Origin of the sequence: Desulfoglaeba alkanexedens ALDC, assembly GCF_005377625.1 — a bacterium.
GTDB lineage: Bacteria > Desulfobacterota > Syntrophobacteria > Syntrophobacterales > DSM-9756 > Desulfoglaeba > Desulfoglaeba alkanexedens.
In genome coordinates this window covers 1045811-1064568 of sequence record NZ_CP040098.1, presented here as the reverse complement: position 1 = coordinate 1064568, position 18758 = coordinate 1045811, and the positions used below count along the sequence as shown (strand labels likewise).

General features: G+C 59.1%; 21 protein-coding genes and 1 riboswitch. Of the genes, 11 read left to right on the top strand and 10 right to left on the bottom strand.

From position 1 onward, the window contains the following. The first annotated feature begins 29 nt into the window (after positions 1–29). The 4 genes from FDQ92_RS05045 to FDQ92_RS05035 all read left to right on the top strand — a co-directional run bounded on the left by FDQ92_RS05045 (position 30) and on the right by FDQ92_RS05035 (position 2252). Entirely contained in the window at positions 30–1499 is a 1470-nt protein-coding gene (locus FDQ92_RS05045) for a cobyrinic acid a,c-diamide synthase CobB (protein WP_137423565.1), read from the top strand. A gap of 14 nt (positions 1500–1513) precedes the next feature. Then, a complete protein-coding gene (locus FDQ92_RS05040; RefSeq protein WP_137423564.1) occupies positions 1514–1831 on the top strand; it encodes a TusE/DsrC/DsvC family sulfur relay protein in 318 nt (105 codons plus the stop codon). A gap of 67 nt (positions 1832–1898) precedes the next feature. Further along, positions 1899–2030, top strand: coding sequence for a hypothetical protein (locus FDQ92_RS15880; RefSeq protein ID WP_281276846.1), 132 nt, complete (start codon positions 1899–1901; stop codon positions 2028–2030). Positions 2031–2066: 36 nt separating this feature from the next. Continuing rightward, positions 2067–2252, top strand: coding sequence for a ferredoxin (locus FDQ92_RS05035; protein WP_137423563.1), 186 nt, complete (start codon positions 2067–2069; stop codon positions 2250–2252). Between the two features lie 484 nt (positions 2253–2736). Here the strand turns inward: FDQ92_RS05035 and FDQ92_RS05030 are convergent, their stop codons facing one another. Then, positions 2737–3180 (bottom strand): cytochrome c3 family protein, encoded by a 444-nt coding sequence (locus tag FDQ92_RS05030; RefSeq protein WP_137423562.1) that lies wholly within the window; start codon positions 3178–3180, stop codon positions 2737–2739. A gap of 249 nt (positions 3181–3429) precedes the next feature. On the opposite strand from FDQ92_RS05030, the gene FDQ92_RS05025 reads away from it, so the two are divergent. Beyond that, a complete protein-coding gene (locus tag FDQ92_RS05025) occupies positions 3430–3705 on the top strand; it encodes a DUF3303 domain-containing protein (RefSeq protein WP_137423561.1) in 276 nt (91 codons plus the stop codon). A 13-nt stretch (positions 3706–3718) separates the two neighbouring features. After that, a riboswitch (cobalamin riboswitch) is annotated at positions 3719–3956 on the top strand. Between the two features lie 154 nt (positions 3957–4110). Then, on the top strand, positions 4111–5172 hold the full coding sequence (gene cobT / locus FDQ92_RS05020) for a nicotinate-nucleotide--dimethylbenzimidazole phosphoribosyltransferase (protein WP_137423560.1): 1062 nt from the start codon (positions 4111–4113) through the stop codon (positions 5170–5172). Here the strand turns inward: cobT and FDQ92_RS05015 are convergent. From FDQ92_RS05015 to FDQ92_RS04980, 8 genes are all read right to left on the bottom strand, one after another. Further along, a complete protein-coding gene (locus tag FDQ92_RS05015; protein ID WP_137423559.1) occupies positions 5166–5657 on the bottom strand; it encodes an acyl-CoA thioesterase in 492 nt (163 codons plus the stop codon). The genes cobT and FDQ92_RS05015 overlap by 7 nt on opposite strands. 109 nt (positions 5658–5766) lie before the next feature. Further along, positions 5767–7680 carry a penicillin-binding protein activator gene (locus tag FDQ92_RS05010; RefSeq protein WP_137423558.1) on the bottom strand — a complete coding sequence of 638 codons (1914 nt, stop codon included), beginning with the start codon at positions 7678–7680 and terminating at the stop codon, positions 5767–5769. Positions 7681–7844: 164 nt separating this feature from the next. Next, on the bottom strand, positions 7845–9755 hold the full coding sequence (gene dnaK, locus FDQ92_RS05005; RefSeq protein ID WP_137423557.1) for a molecular chaperone DnaK: 1911 nt from the start codon (positions 9753–9755) through the stop codon (positions 7845–7847). A 131-nt stretch (positions 9756–9886) separates the two neighbouring features. Further along, entirely contained in the window at positions 9887–10525 is a 639-nt protein-coding gene (grpE, locus tag FDQ92_RS05000; protein ID WP_137423556.1) for a nucleotide exchange factor GrpE, read from the bottom strand. A 124-nt stretch (positions 10526–10649) separates the two neighbouring features. Next, positions 10650–11696, bottom strand: a complete 1047-nt coding sequence (hrcA, locus tag FDQ92_RS04995) for a heat-inducible transcriptional repressor HrcA (protein ID WP_137423555.1) — start codon at positions 11694–11696, stop codon at positions 10650–10652. 229 nt (positions 11697–11925) lie between these two features. Further along, entirely contained in the window at positions 11926–12144 is a 219-nt protein-coding gene (locus FDQ92_RS04990; RefSeq protein WP_137423554.1) for a hypothetical protein, read from the bottom strand. A gap of 61 nt (positions 12145–12205) precedes the next feature. Next, positions 12206–12730: a metal-dependent transcriptional regulator gene (locus FDQ92_RS04985; RefSeq protein ID WP_137423553.1), complete on the bottom strand. Its 525-nt coding sequence runs from the start codon at positions 12728–12730 to the stop codon at positions 12206–12208. An 86-nt stretch (positions 12731–12816) separates the two neighbouring features. Then, positions 12817–13236: a hypothetical protein gene (locus FDQ92_RS04980; RefSeq protein ID WP_137423552.1), complete on the bottom strand. Its 420-nt coding sequence runs from the start codon at positions 13234–13236 to the stop codon at positions 12817–12819. A 141-nt stretch (positions 13237–13377) separates the two neighbouring features. Between FDQ92_RS04980 and FDQ92_RS04975 the strand changes: the two genes are divergently transcribed. The 5 genes from FDQ92_RS04975 (at position 13378) to FDQ92_RS04955 (ending at position 18344) form a co-directional block, all read left to right on the top strand. Continuing rightward, on the top strand, positions 13378–13620 hold the full coding sequence (locus FDQ92_RS04975) for a hypothetical protein (protein ID WP_137423551.1): 243 nt from the start codon (positions 13378–13380) through the stop codon (positions 13618–13620). Between the two features lie 16 nt (positions 13621–13636). Continuing rightward, positions 13637–14785: a cysteine desulfurase family protein gene (locus FDQ92_RS04970; protein ID WP_137423550.1), complete on the top strand. Its 1149-nt coding sequence runs from the start codon at positions 13637–13639 to the stop codon at positions 14783–14785. A 48-nt stretch (positions 14786–14833) separates the two neighbouring features. Next, positions 14834–15433: an orotate phosphoribosyltransferase gene (gene pyrE / locus FDQ92_RS04965; protein WP_246041833.1), complete on the top strand. Its 600-nt coding sequence runs from the start codon at positions 14834–14836 to the stop codon at positions 15431–15433. Further along, positions 15430–16413, top strand: coding sequence for a UDP-glucose 4-epimerase GalE (galE, locus tag FDQ92_RS04960; protein ID WP_137423549.1), 984 nt, complete (start codon positions 15430–15432; stop codon positions 16411–16413). Before pyrE ends, galE begins: the two co-directional genes overlap by 4 nt. A gap of 632 nt (positions 16414–17045) precedes the next feature. Then, positions 17046–18344 carry a helix-turn-helix domain-containing protein gene (locus FDQ92_RS04955; RefSeq protein ID WP_137423548.1) on the top strand — a complete coding sequence of 433 codons (1299 nt, stop codon included), beginning with the start codon at positions 17046–17048 and terminating at the stop codon, positions 18342–18344. A 121-nt stretch (positions 18345–18465) separates the two neighbouring features. Here the strand turns inward: FDQ92_RS04955 and FDQ92_RS04950 are convergent, their stop codons facing one another. Beyond that, complete coding sequence (locus FDQ92_RS04950) at positions 18466–18675, bottom strand: 4Fe-4S binding protein (protein WP_137423547.1); 210 nt, start codon at positions 18673–18675, stop codon at positions 18466–18468. Positions 18676–18758 lie beyond the last annotated feature (83 nt).

Here is an 18758-nt window from a genome sequence, read left to right as displayed (position 1 = left end):
GCTGCCGGTGCCCCGGGAAGCTCGCTCGCATGCTTTATAGACGACCGAGGCTGATGATCGCGGCCCTGCGGGGAGGGTCGGGAAAGACGCTGGTATCCCTTGGCCTGATCGCAGCTTGGAGGCGCCACCATGGCATCCGCGTGGCTCCTTTCAAGAAGGGACCCGACTACATCGATGCGGGGTGGTTGAGTCTGGCGGCGGGAGAGCCTTGCTACAATTTGGATCCCTTTTTGATGTCGGCGGACGAGATCGTCGAGTCGTTTGTGGGGCGTTCCGGGGCGTGCGACATCAGCGTGATCGAGGGTAACCGGGGTCTTTACGACGGGCTGGACGCTCAAGGAAGTTGCTCCAGCGCGGAACTGGCCAAGCTCCTCAAGGTGCCCGTGGTGCTCGTGGTGGACGCCACGAAAGTGACGCGAACCACGGCGGCGCTGGTGCTGGGTTGCCAGAGGCTGGATCCGGAGGTGCGTGTTTCGGGCGTCATCGTAAACCGAGTGGCCGGCAGCCGCCATGAACGCGTCGTCAGGGAAGCCATTGAAGGCTCCTGCGGCGTGCCCGTTCTGGGGGTGATTCCCAAAGAGGGTGTCAATTTCTTCCCGGAACGACACATGGGACTGGTCCCGCCGCAGGAGCACGGGGAACTGCAGGCGGCGGTCGCGCACGTTGCCGAAAGGATCCGTGAAGGCGTGGATCTGGACGGATTGCGGGAGGTGGCCGACAGAGCGGACCCACTGGGATGGGTGCCGTCGAGCGGCCGGGAACGAAACCGGCTGCAGGGGCGCGCTCAAGTGACCATCGGGATCGTGAGGGATGCCGCCTTTCAGTTTTACTATCCTGAAAACCTCGAAGCGTTGGAGAAGCAAGGCGCGGCTGTGAAGTTCATCGACAGCTTCCAGTGTGAGGTGCTGCCGCCTGTGGATGCGCTCTACATCGGCGGGGGGTTTCCGGAGACGCACCTGAACGGGCTGACGACCAACAAGGGATTGCGGGATTCCATCGGGCAGGCCGTTGAGGAGGGGCTGCCGGTGTACGCCGAGTGTGGGGGGTTGATGTTTTTGAGCCGTGGCATCCACCATCAAGGGGGATTCTATCCCATGTGCGGGGTGTTTCCCTGCGATGTGGTTCTCGAACGAAGACCCCAGGGCCACGGCTACGCGATCCTCGAATGCGTCGGGGAAAATCCCTTCGTGCCGGCCGGGCGGTTGATCCGGGGTCACGAGTTCCATTACTCTAAGGTTGTCGACCTGTCTCCGGATGTGCCGCTGGTGTTTCGGGTTCAAAAAGGGCACGGGATAGTGAAAGGCTGGGATGGATTGTGTTATAAGAACTGCCTAGGCGGCTACACGCACATTCATGCGGTGGGCAACGGATTCTGGGCGGAGGCGTTGGTCCGCACGGCGGAAAGATACCGGCGTGGAGACAAGACGGATGAAATCACTCGCCGAAAGGGCGGTGTGCACTATATGGGACAGGCCATCGAGCACAACATCATATCCTAGAAGGAGGTAATTCCATGACACAGGTTGAGTACAAGGGGAAAACTTTTACGGTCGATGAAGATGGATTCATCGACAGCTTCGACAATTGGTGTCCCGAGTGGGTCGAATATGTCAAGGAATCGGAGGGCATCCAGGAACTGACCGAAGAGCACTGGAAAGTCATTCACGTGCTACAGGATTACTACACGAAACACGGCATTGCTCCCATGGTGCGGATTCTTACTAAAGTCACCGGCTACAAGTTGAAATACATCTATGAACTGTTTCCGTCCGGACCAGGCAAGGGAGCCTGTAAGATGGCCGGATTGCCCAAGCCCACCGGCTGTGTGTAAATGCCGGCAAAAGCTTGGAGAAGAGCTCCAGGGGCCGGACGGATTTTCGGCCCGTGGGGCTTTTTGCGTGTTTGCCGCGCTGCTCCATCTGAAGCTACTGGAAACGGGCGGCGCTCACCTGGAGCTTGACATCGTGGCGGTCAGAGGTTACATGCTGCGCAGACCATGGGCCCTGGTGAGTACGGAATGTCCCATATGAGTTTGCTGCTGATCGATCCAGAGGAGGACGAAGACCATGTTTAAGGTGACTGTGGATAAGGAGAAGTGTGCCGGATGTGGGGAATGCGTCGATGTATGCCCCGTGGACGTGTACGAACTGGTGGATGGCAAGGCCGAGCCGGTAAACGCGGATGACTGTTTGGGCTGCGAAAGCTGCGTGGAAGTGTGCGAAAACGGTGCCATCACCGTCGAGGAGATTTAGAGTCGGTTGAGTGTCCCCGGTGATGCGTGATGGACGGCCGCGATGCGACAACTGCGAAGGTCGCGGCCTTTGTGCTGCTAGAAAAAAAGACCCCGCTCCAACGGGAACGGGGTCTTTTTTGTTATCCTCTCGTTCCCAATCTCCGACTTGGGAACGGCCTCATGGGAATCGAAGCTGGAGCCTCTGCACCGTTGTGTTCCCAAGCTGGAGGTTGGGAACAAGCTGGAATTCTATTTCCCCTCCCCTTGTGGGAGGGGATTAAGGGGAGGGGAATGTAACTGATTGACATACGTTAATTTTCTCACCCTCACCCCAACCCTCTCGCATCAAGGGAGAGGGGGGATTTTTTGACCTTCGTTATCCTTCCTCTCGTTCCCAATCTCCGACTTGGGAACGGCCTCATGGGAACCGAAGCTGGAGCTTCTGCACCGTTGTGTTCCCAAGCTGGAGCTTGGGAACAAGGAAAAAAAACGGTCCACGACTCTTAGCTTCCCGCTTTAGGATGGCATTGGGTACAGGTCGTGGGAGCCGTTGTCTGCGGGTTGTCCTTTTTCAGGTCCCGGTGGCAGCCAAGGCAGTTGTCGTGAATGGCGAGCTTGAGGTTCAGCTTCTGCTGTTCAGGCGGGAGTTTCTTTTCCCCTTGAATCGTTGGTTCGTTGTGGCATTCCTGGCACTTCTGCACCGGATCGCCTTCCTTCCAGACGTTTTGGCCGTCCTCATAGACGTGGTGGCATTCGGTACAGGCGATGCCGTGGTCCTCCGCGTGCTTCCTGTGCGTGAACTCCACCAGGGTCTTGGTGTGCTCGGGCCAGAGCGATGAATTCATCGTGATCACATCCGGCACGTCGGAAGCCACAACGCCGATGGCCGCCGTCAGCAGGAGCCCCATCCCGAACGCCGCGCATATCAGCCATACTTTTTTCTTCACTTTGAGTCCCCTCCTTTCTCTTGTGTTGAACAAGCCTTCCGTGTCTGTTTCCTTGGATTATCAAAAATAAGTATAGTGAATATTTTCTTATGCCGTCAAGGTCGATTTAGGAAGGATCCGCAATGCCGGTGGCGCCGGCCTTGAGTTTTTCAATGGCCAAACCGAAGGTTGCTGCTATAATAGGCTCATTCGTGACGCGATGACAAGGAACCGGGACGACTTCCACGTCTATGCCAACAGGAGGTGACTATGTTGTTCATGGCCATATTCAGCTACGCGCCGGAAGACCGCGATGAAGTGATCGACCGCCGCCTGGGAGGTCTGGAAAAAGATGTCGGTGTCGAAATGCAAGGGGAATGGTTCGACGTGACGGGTCACCGAGTCTTCCGGCTCTTCGAAGCCGATGATGAAGCGCATCTGGCCGCTTCCGTGTTTCAATGGACGGACCTGGGTGTTGCGGAGATCGTTCCCGTGATGGAGACGGGAAAGGCGATCAAGCTGCTCAAGAGGACTTCAAAGAAATAGAGAATCGATGGTTTTGGATGGATTTCTTCGCGGTGCCCCCGGGGGCTCAAAAGGGAAGGCGGTGAAAATCCGCCGCGTATGGTCGGCGCTGTGAGCGGGGATGAAACCCGTCGAAACCACTGCCAGTAGTCCCTCACCCGTTTCCAAGGTGGGATGGATGTTCCCGGATCGAGTGGTGGGAGGATGGTGGGAAGGGCCGGGGAGTAAGGCGATCCGCAAGCCAGAAGACCTGCCGTGAAGAAAGGGAGGCGGTTCGGCCGCAGGGCGAGCCGTTACCTGATAGGACCGGTTGCACGCCATGACGCAATCCTCCCAACCTCTGTGCGAGGTTGGGAGGATTTTTTTTATCTGGATGTTTCTTCTCAGTGGAATCGCCTTCCGGCGGATTAAAACAGGGGGTATGGGATGACGGAACTTGAAAGACTTCGAAATTCTATACGAGAAGCCGACAGTGATTGGAAGGAGAAGGCCTGGGAGCGCCTCAGATCGCAGATCCGCCCCAGGGGCTCTCTCGGGTACCTGGAGGAGATCGCTGCGCGGCTTGCGGCCATCCAGGGGACGCTGATCCCCGATGTTTCCAGGAAGATCATCTTCACCATGGCCGGAGATCACGGCGTGGCCGAGGAAGGGGTGAGTGCCTATCCCCAGGAAGTGACCGCCCAGATGGTTTACAGCTTCACCCGTGGTTGGGCGTCCATCAACGTATTAGCTTCTCATGCGGGCGCCGATGTGCGCGTCGTGGACTGCGGGGTCGCCGCGGATCTCCCACAGGACTGGCCGGTGATCCATGGAAAGATCGGCCATGGGACGGCCAACATGGCCCAGGGTCCCGCCATGACCCGGGAAGCGGCCGCTGCCGGGATACTGCTCGGGGCTGGCCTGGTCGAGCGGGCATTCGAGGAAGAAGGGTATCGGTTGTTTGGAACGGGAGACATGGGCATCGCCAACACGACGGCGTCCACGGCCATCGTGGCCGCCTTCAGCGGAAAGCCCGTGGCCGAACTCACGGGGCGGGGCACGGGGATCGACGATCAAGGATGGGCTCGGAAGGTGGAGGTGATTGAGAGGGCTTTGGCGGTCAACCGGCCGGACCCGGAGGATCCTCTGGATGTCCTGTCAAAGGTCGGCGGCTATGAAATAGCGGCACTGGCGGGCGCGGTCCTCGGCGCCGCCAAGGTCAGGGCGCCGGTGGTGTGCGATGGGTTCATCGCCACAGCGGGCGCTCTCGTCGCGTGTCGGTGGGCTCCGGCCGCCAGAGACTACGTGTTCCTGTCCCATCGAAGCCGCGAAGTAGGCCATGGAGCCATGATCGATCTTTTGGGCATCCGTCCGATCCTGGACCTGGACATGCGGCTGGGGGAGGGAACCGGATCGGCCCTCGCCATGAACATCGTGGACGCGGCCGCAAGAGTGCTGAAGGACATCAAGACCTTTGAAGAGGCCGGCGTGACCGATACGGGTCACTGATCCGTGCTGAGGCGGAGGCCCTTTTCGGCCGCGAGGATTCGGCGGATCACGGAGTGAGGAAAGGTAGTCTTTCGGCCCTGCCGGTAATCGTAGGCGACGATCCGCGCGGTCCCCGTGGCCGCCGTGCGGTTTTGAGTGAGGCTGTAAGCCAGGTAGCTCTGCGTCATGGTCGTTTCAGTGAGGCGTATGGTGCGGCACCCCAAAAGGAGCCTGTCCGGATAATGGACAAGGTGCAGAAACGAGGCTTCCGTTTCGGCCAGGATCGGTCCGATCCCCGTTTCATGCAGGGTGGCGTGAGTTCCGACCTTGTCGCCGTAGGCGACGCGCACGGATTCGAAAAATCGGAAAAACAAGGCCGGATTCATCCGGCCCGTGGGATCCATGTGCCCCCAGAGCACCGGGAGGGTGAGGGTAGTGGGGTGAGCCTCGAAAAGCGAATCGGGCTTTTCATCGCCGGCTTCGCGGTAGTCGGCCGTTGGTTCCATGAGATCCTCCTCAACGCCTATTCGCCGGCCTGAGGGCGCGGAGCGTTGGATGTTGCCGTCTGTCGTGAACGACAGGTGTAAGGCCGCCCTCCCCCACGGCGGTCTCAGATCAGGGCCACACCTGGATGAGGTCGCCGTTCATGACCTGAAAGATCGGATAGTCACGCTCCAGCCGGCCGTCCGGTCGAAAGCGGAGCGCTCCCAGAATGCCTTCATGGCCTGTGCTGTCCATAAGAGCCTGTCGCAGGGGAAAGCGGTCGCGGACGTTCCACTTCCGCCCGACCTCCAGCAGAAAGGTTAGAGTGTCGTAGGCTTGGGCGCTCAGGTAGTCCGGTTCCTCGCCGTAGACGGCCCGGTGCTTTTCGCGAAATTTCGCGAAAGGCGTCGAAACGGGGTTGTCTTTTAGGGGCAGCGCGGCCGGGAAAAGTGCGTTTTCAACATAGACGCCGCCGATGGATAGGAGGGCCGGGTCTTCCCAGAGATTGGTTCCGAGCAGTGTCGCTCCCACCACGCCGTAGTAAGGCAGCTGAGGAGCGATGAGCGCCACGGTCTGGGCCTGGTCCGGGATGAAAAGAGCTTCGATGATTGTGTGGCCGCCCGCATCGGCCGATGCCGACCGGGCCGCCTTGAGAAGCCTCTGGATGGGTTCACGGAAATCCGTGCTTCCGGGCCGGTAGGAGCTCTCGGCCACCAGCTCGCCACCGAGTTCTTCCACCACTTGCTTAAACGCTCCGGCCAAGCGGTTTCCGTAACGATCTTCGGCCCGGAGGACTCCGAAGCGCTTTATGCCCAGCTGTTCCATGCAGTAGGAAACCAGTCGGTGCAGCATGTCCCTGTTGTCGATGAAGGCATGAAACAGGAAAGGAGATTCCGCGTCGACGGAATCCTTTTGAGTCAGGGTGAGGAGAGGAACGTTCCATCGGTTGGCCTCGGCCGCGACTGCGGCTGCGCTAGGGGCGCTCAACGGTCCGATGACGGCCAGCACCCCCTCTTGGCGCACCAGCGTCTCAAAGGCAGGGACCGCCTGTTCCGGCTGAGCCTGGGTGTCCTTGACGACCAAGGTTATCGGCTGGGAAGCAGCTCGGTTCCAGTCTTCGACGGCGAGTGCCAAGCCCCGCAGGATGTTCCGGCCGTGAGGGGCGTGGGGACCTGAAAGCGGCAGCAGGCTGCCGATGCGGTCCACGTGGAGAGGTACCGCTTCCTCGACGGGAGACGCATTCAGCATTTCCTGGACTTCATGGGCCACGGGGTGGGTCGGGTATCGAGCCAGGAGCCTCAGAAGTTCCTCTCTCGTCTGAGGGTCTCCCTGCGATTTCCACCGCTTGTCAAGGATGGCGTATTCCAGGAAAGGCCCGATCGGTTCCGCCGGGTACTGCTCGAAGAGTGTCTGAGCCGCCGTTTCTTCGAGAGAGGAGGCCAGTTGCAGGGCCACCTCGTCCAGCGCCCGGCGCTCGTCTGCTGTCTGAGCATTCGCGTATCCGGAAGCGAGCCGGTCGAAGGCGGCTCCCGGGTCCCCGGATGCCGCGTGAGCCTTCGCCAGGAAGGTGCTTAACCGGACCAGCATTTCCGGTCGATCCAGAGACGTCTCCCAGAGTTCCAGGCCGGTTTTCAGGGCGGATCCGCGTTCGCCCCGGGCCCAAAGGGCCTCCAGGCGGTCCACTTGGGTGATGTCGGTCTGATCCCACTGAGGGAAGCTGGAAAGGATCGATTCAAAGTACTGCAGGGCCTGGTCGGGCCGATCGTTTTTCAGGCAGAGTCTTCCCGCACGCGTCAGAGCCTTTGGTGCGATGGCGTTGTTGGGGAAAAAAAGCGCCACTCTTTCCCATGCCTGTAGCGCGGCATCCAGGTTGCCGGAATTCTCGATGGCTTCGGCTTCCTCCCACAAGGCCCGGGCCTCCGGAGGCGCCGGGGCGTGGAAGATGTCGGATGGAATGACGACCGCGGACTGCCGGGAAATCGGGGCGCAGCCCGCGAGGGCGGCCAGGACCGGGATCAGGAGGACCAGTGCGGCACTTCGCGTCATGAACAGCCTCCGGGAGCGCTTGGCGACCTCCGGGGCCGGCGTGAGGGCGTTTCTGTGATCCGGCACCCGGCACAACGTTACGAAATGCCGCCCTCAATAGCACAAAGGGCACATGCGGTCACGTGCCCTTTGATTCTTTGCATGGTTCGGCGCGGCGTCGGCACTTACTTTTTGACCTCTTCAAAGTCGGCGTCCACCACGTCCTCGTCAGGTTTCTTTTCCGAAGTGCCGCCCGCTGCTTCACCACCCGCGGATGCCGCTTGCTGTTCCGCGGTCCTCTTGTACACTTCTTCAGCCAGCTTATGGGATACCTGAGTCAGCTGTTCCATTTGGCGGGTGATGGCGTCCTTGTCCGTACCCTCCATGGCCTTTTTCAGGACTTCGATCTGCTCTTCGATCTTCCGGCGTGTTTCCGCATCCACCTTGTCGCCCAGGTCCCTCAGCGATTTCTCGGTGCTGTAGATGAGGGAATCCGCCTGGTTTCGGGCATCAACCAGTTCCCGCCGCTTCTTGTCTTCTTCGGCATGGAGTTCGGCTTCCTTAACCAGCTTTTGGATTTCTTGGTCCGAAAGGCCGCTGGAGGCGGTGATCCTGATGGACTGTTCCTTCTGGGTAGCCAGATCCTTGGCCGAAACGTGAACGATCCCGTTGGCGTCGATGTCGAAGGTCACCTCGATCTGGGGTACGCCGCGGGGCGCCGGTGGAATTCCCACAAGATCGAAGCGGCCGAGCGTTTTGTTGTCGGCGGCCATTTCCCGTTCACCTTGAAGAACGTGGATGGAGACGGCGGTCTGGTTGTCGGAAGCCGTGGAAAAGATCTGGCTCTTCCGAGTGGGAATCGTTGTGTTGCGTTCGATGAGCTTCGTCATGACACCGCCGAGTGTTTCGATGCCGAGAGACAGCGGCGTGACATCAAGTAGAAGCACGTCTTTCACGTCGCCGGTGAGAACCGCCCCCTGAATGGCGGCACCGATCGCCACCACCTCGTCGGGGTTCACGCCTTTGTGCGGTTCTTTGCCGAAGAAGTCTTGGACCTTCTTCTGCACGCGCGGCATGCGGGTCATACCGCCCACCAAGATCACCTCATCGATGTCCCGGCGCGTCAGGCCCGCATCCTTGAGCGCCATTTCCATCGGCGGCACCAGCCGGTCCAGAATGTCCTCCACGAGGGCTTCCATCTTGGCCCGCGTGAGCTTCGTGTTCAGGTGTTTGGGGCCCGAAGCGTCCGCCGTGATGAACGGCAGATTGATGTCCGTCTCGGTGGCGGTCGAGAGCTCCATCTTGGCCTTCTCCGCCGCTTCCTTCAGCCGCTGGAGAGCCATCTTGTCCTTTCGAAGGTCGATCCCCTGATCTTTCCTGAATTCGTCGGCCAGCCAGTCGATGATCCGCTGATCGAAATCCTCACCACCCAGGTGAGTGTCGCCGTTGGTGGCCTTCACTTCGAAGACCCCGTCGCCGATTTCGAGGATGGAGATGTCGTAGGTTCCTCCACCCAGGTCGAACACAGCGATCTTTTCGTCTTTTTTCTTGTCCAGACCGTAGGCGAGCGACGCGGCGGTGGGTTCGTTGATGATTCGAAGAACGTTCAAGCCGGCGATTTTCCCGGCGTCCTTGGTGGCCTGGCGTTGACTGTCATTGAAATAGGCCGGAACCGTGATGACCGCGTCGGTCACCTTCTCGCCCAAGTAATCTTCCGCGGTCTGCTTCATCTTGGTGAGGATAAACGCGGAAATCTCCGTCGGGCTGTAGTCTCGCCCCCGGATGTGGATATAAGCGTCGCCGTTGGGACCCTCCACGATCTTGTAGGGCAGGATCTTGGTATCGTGCTGTACTTCGGGGGATTTGAATTTGCGCCCGATCAGCCTCTTCACGGCGAAAACCGTATTTTCCGGGTTGGTGATGGCCTGGCGCTTGGCCACCTGACCCACCAATCGTTCGCCGCTTTCCGTAAAAGCGACCACAGACGGCGTGGTCCGGCCCCCTTCCGAGTTGGTGAGGACCTTCGGTTCCTTGCCCTCCATGATGGCAACCACCGAGTTGGTTGTTCCAAGGTCGATTCCAATGACTTTTCCCATGGGCTAATGCCTCCTTCAGTGACTTGGCTGATCCAGCGATCCAAGGTGTCATAAACAGCAAGAACGTTGAAGATCTCTAATGAGTCGGTGCTTCGGGCAAACCGTCCGCACCAGGACCGCGGTTCCCGCGATCACTCTCCCGTCTGCGGCGCAGTCGCGTTCGGTTCGGATCCTGCCGGCGCATCCCGGCCGGAGTCATCCTGCGCCCTGGACACCACCACCAGGGCCGGCCTGAGCAGGCGTTCGTTCAGCAGATACCCTTTCTGATACTCCGCGATCACGGTGTTCGGAGGATGATCCCTGCTCTCCTGTTGCAGGATCGCTTCATGGAAGTTGGGATCGAAGCTCTTTCCCCGGGATTCGAAAGGCGTGCACCCGAACTTGGCCAAAATGTCCAGGAAATTCTTGTGGGTCATCCGAACCCCTTCCAGGAGACGCTCCGGATCCGATTCGGATTCCCCATGCTGAATGGCCCGCTCCAGGTTGTCGACCACGCTGAGCAGCTCACGCAAGATACTCTCATTGGCGAAGCAGATGGCTTCGCTGCGTTCCCGTTCCAGCCGCTTGCGCGTGTTTTCCATGTCGGCGGCGAGTCGGAGCATCTTGTCCTTGAGTTCAGCGATCTCTTGATCTTTGCGGGCCAGGAGAGCTTCCCAGTCCTCGCGGGTTGCCGTCTCCGGATCAAAAGCCTTCGCGGACTCCCGGCCGCCCTCACCAACCGCCGGAACCATCTCTTCCTGCTCGTTGTGATTCATGGTCTTTTCGGCCATCGGCCTCCTTCCTCCTCTCGACGCCGGCTTTCGACAAGGCTCAAGCCTGCGGCTGACTTTCACGCCCTATACGTTAAGAACATTTCTCCAACGTGCAATAGGAATCACCCCTCCCCGTCAAATTTCAGTCCTCCCACGGCTCTTCGAGCAGTTCGCTGAGGAACGAAGCGGTGAATTCCACGATAGGGATGATGCGGGAGTAATCCATGCGCATGGGCCCGATCACTCCTAAAACTCCGAGCACCGTGTCGCCTCGACGGTAAGGGGACGAAATCAGGCTCACTTCATGAAGCTCCTGCACCTCGCTTTCGGGTCCGAGGATGATGTGGACGTTTTCTTCGGGTTTCAGCGCCCTGTCGAGAAGCCGTATGATCCTCGACTTGTCCTCGAACGCTTCCAAGATGCGCCGCATCCGTTCTACATCGGCGAATTCTGGATTGTTCAAGAGGTTCGTCCGCCCTTCGATGTGAAGGTCCGCACTTTCAAGGTTTCCCTGAAAAGCACGCCGGCTGATCTCGAGAGCCTTTGAAAAGAGCTCGTCAAAGAGCGCCTTTTCGCTTTCCATCTCTTTCAGAAGTCGCTGGGTGATCTCCACCAGCGGGACATCCTGTAGGATTTCGTTTACGTAGCGACTGTACTTGTCGAGCGTGTTCTGATCGAGATCTTCATCCCAGTCGAGCTGGCTGTGGTGGACCAGGCCCGAGTGGGAAATCAGCACCACAAGGATCTGCCGCGGCCGCAGCCGCACAAATTCGATGTGTTTGAAACGGGTGGCGCTCAACTTCGGCCACAATACCACACCTGCTTGATTGCAAAAGAGCGCCAGCACCCTCGAGGTTCGCCTCAACAGGGTTTCGGTGTCGCCCGTCGTGTCCAGGAAAGCCCGTCGAATCTCGTCGCGCTCCCGCCGCTCCAATGTCTGAAGCTTCATGATGGAATCGATGTAGAGTCGGAGTCCCTTGTCGGTCGGCACCCGGCCCGCGGACGTATGGGGCTGATAGAGAAACCCCATCTCTTCCAGGTCGGCCATCACGTTTCGGACGGTGGCCGAACTCACATTGAGACCATAATGCTTCGATATGGTCCGGGACCCCACCGGCTCGCCGCTCTGGATGTAGCCGGTGATCACCGCTTCCAGAACCTTTCGGTTGCGTTCGCTCAGTTCGGTCACGGGCCACCCCCCCTGAAGCCAGCGTTAGCACTCAATACTCAAGAGTGCTGATACAGCATAGTAAAATGTCGGGATTTTGTCAAGGGAAGCGCTGTTTGAGAGGTCTGACGAAAGGAGGTGGAAACGGCCGTGCCGTCGTTTTCTGCGCGCGCCGTAAGGGACGGCCCGAGGATCTTCGGGCGGCATCGGCCTTCCCGCGGACACCGGGCGGGGAAAGCACTCAACGGGCCTATGACCGGACCATGTCGAAGTCTTTGAAATAATGAATGAAGTCCTCGGATAAGCGAAAACAGCTCATCTTGATCCCGCTTTCCGACTGGTTGTGGAATGTGAGGAAAATCTTCGAAGGATCCTGCGGGTCGCGTTCGATCCTGCCGATCTCTTTGAGCTTCTCTTCCAACCCTTTCAAGTCGTAATCGGGATTCAGTTGGATCCACATCTTTTTCATGCGGCGACTCCTTGCGGCTCGAAAATCCGCCCGAAAGCCATAACCCCCCCCGGAAAGACGGTCAGGCCTCTTTTGGGAGTACGGAGAGTTTCTGTAAACAGTTCTTCAGGCACGCTTCACAATCGGGAGGATCCTGGCTGTGCTTGCAGAAGTTGGCAAAGGCCTCCAGCCAGTCCGTTCCCGCTCGAGGGCAATGCTTGATGAATTCCAGAAATCGGACCAGACGTTCGATGGCCACCGGTCCGATGGCGTGCTCGATACGGCAGGCATTGGCTTCCGCCTGTTTCGCTTCCAGAAGCAGCGCGGTAGTGAAGAATTCCTTCAGGATCTCATGCCTCCGAATGATTTCCCGAGCTACCTCGCGCCCGCTCGCCGTCAAGGTGATTGTGCGGTAAGGACTGTAGTTGATGAGGCCCCTGGCCGCGAGGGCCTTCAGCGCACCTGTCACCGAGGCTCGCTGAACATTCATCTGTTCGGCGATGTCCTTGGCCCGGGCCACACGATTGGCTTTCTCCAGATGGAAGATCACTTCCAGGTAATCTTCCAGGCTGGCTGAAAGCCCGTCCGAGGTGAAATCGGAGGCCATCGCTCATAAGCCTTTCATTTGCGGGGGATTGTGACTCACCATAGCCCTTCGGCGTGGGGGCGTCAAGCCGCCGCAGGACTGCCCCCTCATTTCCCGGCGATCCGGATCCAGAGAGCCGTCACGAGGCCCCAGATCGCGTTGTAGAAGAAGACGAAAAGGGGCGTGAGTCTGCCCAGTTTCCATCCCAGGAGGCCGCTTCCGGACACTTCCGGAAAGACATAGAACAGCTGAAACAGGGTAGGTGCCAGGCTGAAAAGGATACCCCGGCTGAAAACCCCCACCCAAAAGCCGCTTCGCCAGATGGGCAGCAGGAAGAGGAGTCCCCAGAGGCCTCCCCAGGTGAGCCGCTCATAGAGAAAGCCTTTTGTCCAAACCGGTGCCAAGGCCACGCCCACCTGCTGAGGAATTTCCATGTTGCCGAAATGCCAGGCCACCAGGGAATTGACCAGGGCGCCCACGCAGCCGCCCGTGAAAGCCACACTCACATGTCTGACCCGTGGTCCCACAGGCGCTCCTCCTTTGGTGCCTGGCGGGCGAAGTCTCTTTCCGCTTGAACCGACAACCCTTTCTGGAATCTTGAATCCGGTTGATATCATAAGCCATGAGCATTATAAAGGCCCAGGCAACGATCGCGAAAGGAGACACGAATGAAAATCGTCTGCAATGCCTGCGGCTACATCGGTGATGCGAAAGAGATGACCAAGGGGTCCCGAAAGAAGGAAATGATGCTCTGGTGCTGCCTGGTGCTGCCCGGATTGTTGTACACGCTATGGCGTCAGTCCAGCGACGGTCGTTATCAGGGTTGCGCCCGATGCCGGAGTACTGATTTTCGGCCTCTGAAGCGCAAGGAGTGGAAACAATACGAACGGTCCGGCCAGCTGGCCTTCTGACTCCAATGGACCCCCCATGAGTCCCGATCCCGTCTACTTGGATTACAACGCCACCACCCCCGTGGACCCACTGGTGGTCGAGGCCATGATCCCTTACTTGAGGCGCCACTTCGGCAATCCGTCCAGTCCCCATGTCTGGGGGCGAAGGGCGCGTGAGGCGGTGGAGGAGGCGCGTCGGCAGGTGGCGGGGCTTCTCGGTTGTTCAGCCGAAGAAATCCTTTTCACCAGCGGCGGCACCGAATCCAACAATCTTGCGCTTTTCGGGGTGGCCCGGTCCCTGTCGGCGCGGGCCCGCCACGTGGTGACTTCCAAGGTCGAACACCCGGCCGTCGTCGAACCTTGCCTGGCTATGCTGGAAGAAGGCACGGATGTGACCTTCCTCCCGGTGGACTCAGCGGGCCGAGTGGCGGTTGAGAGCCTGGAGAAGAGCCTGCGCCCGGAAACGTTCCTGGTTACCATCATGCATGCCAACAACGAGGTGGGGACGATTCAGCCGATAGCTGAAATCGCCGACGTAGCCCGCGGCCGCGGTGTCTTTGTCCACACGGACGCGGCCCAGAGTGTCGGCAAGATCCCGGTCGACGTGAACGCCCTCGGCGTGGACCTCCTCACCGTCGCCGGCCACAAGCTCTATGCACCCAAAGGTGTCGGCGCCCTGTACGTGCGCCGGGGTACCCCGGTTCAGAGGATCCTTTTTGGAGCCGGGCAGGAGCGGGGTCTGCGCCCCGGAACGGAAAATGTGCCTGAAATCGTTGGGTTGGGGACCGCCGCCCGCCTTGCCGCCGAACGGGTCGCCGAAGAATCGGCCCGAACGGCGAGACTCCGGGATCTCTTGGAACAGCGCCTGCTCCAGTCCCTGGAGGGAACCGTGATTCATGCCCGGTCGGCCGAAAGACTTCCCAACACATCCAGTATCGGGTTTCGCGGCCTGACCGCCGACCGCATCCTCTCCGAACTCGAAGATGTGGCGGCATCGGCGGGAGCGGCCTGTCACGCGGAAACGGTGAAGGTCTCCCATGTGCTGGGAGCCATGGGGGTGAACATGGATGTGGCGCGGGGAACGTGTCGTTTTTCAGTGGGGCGTTTCACGACCGAAGACGAAATCGAAAGGGCGGCGGCATCCATCGTGAAAACGGTTCGGCGGTTGCGGGGCCGCCCTTACTAGAACTATGGACCGTACAGGTCTTGTCGTCGGGCAACATGGAGCAACCGGATGGAACCAGGTGCCATGGCGGAACGGCTCAAGGAATTGATCCTGAGGGACGCCTTCCAGTATTCGGAAACTCCGAGGTTCAAACTGGCTCACGGGGGTGTGAGTTCCTTCTACTTCAACTGCAAGCGCGTGACGCTGGATCCCGAAGGGCAGGTGCTCATCGGGCGCCTGATCTTCGACCTGATCCGAGACAGTGACGTCCGCGCCGTCGGGGGTCTCACCCTGGGCGCCGACCCCATCGCGCTGGCTGTGGCCTATACCTCGTGGCTGGAAGGTCGGCCGATCCAGGCTTTTGTGGTCCGAAAGCTCGAAAAAGGCCACGGAATCGTCGCGCCCATCGAAGGCAAGGTCAAGCCCGGCGACCGTGTGGTGGTGGTGGATGATGTAATCACCACCGGAGGGTCGACCCTCAAGGCCGTCGCGGCGTGCCGAACGGCCGGCCTGGAAGTGGTGCGAGCCGTGGTGCTGGTGGACCGCCAGGAAATGAACGGCAGGGAAAACATTCTTCGTGAAGTCCCCCGCATGGACGCTCTGGCCACCAGAGACGAAATCTTCAAGCTCCATCGCAGGCGGCGGGCGACTATGGATAGCCGCCTATGAACGTTCTGATTACCGGCGGAGCCGGCTACATTGGATCTCATACCGCGAAGCTTCTAAAGTCCCGTGGGTTGACCCCCGTGGTCTTCGACGACCTGAGCCAAGGGCGGTTGGCGTGGGCGCGATACGGGCCGTTCGTGTTCGGAGACATCCGTGATGAGGAAGCGCTTTTCCGGGTGCTCAAAGGCTTTCAGATCGAGGCGGTGATTCACTTCGCCGCCAGGGCGAGCGTCGAAGAGTCCACGCGTCTTCCCGAAGTCTATTTCGATGTGAACGTGGGCGGGACGGTGGCGCTGCTCAAGGCCATGAAACGCGCCGAGGTGCGGCGGTTGGTTTTTTCCAGTTCCGCGGCCGTCTATGGCGACGCCCGAGTGGATACCATTGCGGAAGACCATCCCAAAAAACCCACCAACCCTTACGGGCTTTCCAAGTGGCAGTGCGAACAGGTGGTTTCGTCGGTGGCGCCGGTCGCGGGAATCCGCTACGCGGTGCTTCGTTATTTCAATGTGGTGGGAAACGATCCCGAAGGCGAACTTTACGAAACGCACGAACCTGAAACCCATGTGCTGCCCAACCTGATGAGAGCCGCACTGACGGGCGGGTCGTTTACGCTTTACGGCACCGATCATCCGACCGCGGACGGTACGGCCGTTCGCGACTATGTCTACGTGATGGACCTTGCCCTGGCTCATGTTCGGGCCCTGGAAGTGCTCGATACCCGGGAACGGCTCGTTTCCAACGTGGGCGGCGGATCCGGGGTTTCTGTGCGGGAACTTTTGGCGGTGGTGGGAGAGGCGTTGGGCAGGCCCATTTCAATGGTGGAAAGACCCATTCGCGCCGGGGACCCGCCTCGGCTGGTGGCGGACGACCGGTTTCTGCGGACCTGGTTTTCCCACCGCTTCAAGCCGCTGTCGGAAGTGGTGCCCGAAATGGCCCAGAATCCTCCCTATTTCCTTGTTCCAGAGCGTTCCGATCGGCCATGAACTAGAGTTCATCGAACATCGAACATCGAACATCGAACATCGAACATCGAACATCGAACATCGAACATCGAACATCGAACATCGAACATCGAACATCGAACATCGAACATCGAACATCGAACATCGAACATCGAACATCGAACATCGAATGGTGAATGGGAAAAAAGGAAGTTAGGGAGACCCGGAGATGGTTAAAACTTATTCAGCGTGTACCACGTTTTTTCATTCGATGTTGAACGTTCAATGTTCGATGTTCGACGTTCATCTTAAAAAACAACCCAATGACATAAATGCAACCCGGTTTTTCATTCGATGTTGAACGTTCAATGTTCGATGTTCGACGTTCATCTTAAAAAACAACCCAATGACATAAATGCAACCCGGTTTTTCATTCGATGTTGAACGTTCAATGTTCGATGTTCGACGTTCATCTTTAAAAACAACCCAATGACATAAATGCAACCCGGTTTTTCATTCGATGTTGAACGTTGGGTGCAGACCTTTTGCTTCTTGTTCCCAAGCTGGAGCTTGGGAACAAGAAGAAGGGTTCCCACGTCTTCGATGGATGGCGGCCGGCGGGGACTCATAGGAAACGGCATCACATGGGTCGGTGTCCCGGAAAGGATGGCGTTATGACCGGCAAGCTGCGAGTTCCTTCAGGGGTGGGGGATCTCGACCGGATACTCGGAGGACTTTACATCGGGGACAATGTAGTCTGGTACGACGATGCGGGAAGTCTCGCCACCGCGTTCTGCCATTGCTTCATTCAGGCGGCCCAAAGAGAGGGGACGCCGGTGGTGTACGTGAGCTTCGACCGGTCACCGCGAAACCTCCTGGAGAAGCTCGGCCCCCTCGTCGCCGACGACTGTTTCATTCTCATGGACTGCTTCACTCATGGAAAGGGAGCCGGTTCCGCCACCTTTCTCAAGTTCTACCGGGAAGACGCCTGGCGATGGCCCTGCCGGATCGAGCCGATCGAGCAACCGGCGGACGTGGATCATTTTATGGAAAGACTCTACGGCATTCACGGAGAACTGGCGGGAACCGTAAATTTCGTTTTTGAAAGCATCACGGGCATGCAAGAACTGTGGGGCGGGGAAGAAGCGATCTCGCGCTTCTACTCCCATTCCTGCCCTCGGCTCTATGAACTCAACACCGTCGCTTACTGGATCATGGAGAAAAAGGCCCACTCGCCGCGGCTGAGGGCGCAGATCAACCAGATCGCCCAAGTGGCCGTCGATCTTTCCATAAAGCGCGGGACGACGTCTTTGACCGTCCTGAAGGCGGAAGACCGCGATGTGCCGAATCTCGGTAAGTCTTTCACCTATTGGACGGACGGATTGACGGTCAACATCAACGATGAAGGTAAGGGGGCCGACCGCGTAGGACTGGGAACCCGGCTCCGGAAGTTGCGGACGAAACGCGGACTGTCCCAGAGCGAACTGGCCCGGCTGGTCGGGGTGACGCCGAGCAGCATCTCGCAGGTGGAAAGCAACCTGATTTATCCTTCCATCCCCGCGCTTCTCAAGATGGCCGAAGTGCTCGACGTGGACGTGAGCGCCTTCTTCATGGAACCGACACGCACGCGTCGCCGGCCGGTTTTCAGCGAATCGCAGGCCGCCGCCGTGCGGCTGCCCCACCTGCCCAACGAAGGTGTTTCGGTGCGGCTGCTGACCCCACTTGACTGTAACCCGCGTGGGGAACCCTACCTGATCGAGATCGAACCCAAGACCACGGTCCCCTGTCACTTCTTCATGCGGAAGGGAGACGAAGTCGGCTACGTGCTTTCGGGAACGGTGGTATTCCAGATGGAGACCGACCGCTATACCGCCTCGGCGGGCGATGTGATCTACCTGAATTCGTCGATTCCCACCGAATGGCGCAACCTGGGTGAGGGGCCTGCCCGCCTGCTCTGGATCAACATCTGCTGAGCCGAACGGACCAGCGGGTTGGAGATCCAGGCGGCTGCTTTCCTCACCGCAAAGAAACGCCCCTGCCGGCGGGGTTGGACGCCGGCGAGGCATCCGCGAGAAAAGGGCCGGGTCGCGCGGTTCAGGCCGCGTGCTTCATGAAAAATTGTGGGGACTTGTTCTGTAACGCCTTGTAGCCGAAGGCCACGCAAGCCGTCTTGCACGATCCGCATCCGATGCATTTTTCGGTATCCACCAGGATGCTGCCGTTCAGTTCCGAGATGGCATGGACCGCACAGACGCCCATGGCGTAACAGGACTTGCACAGGTGGGCACAAATGATCTTTGACATGATCTTTCTCCTTGCTTTTTGCACGTTCCCCGGATCGTTCCGGGCATTAGCCGATTTGTGGAAATAGGCCCCCGCCGCGAGGG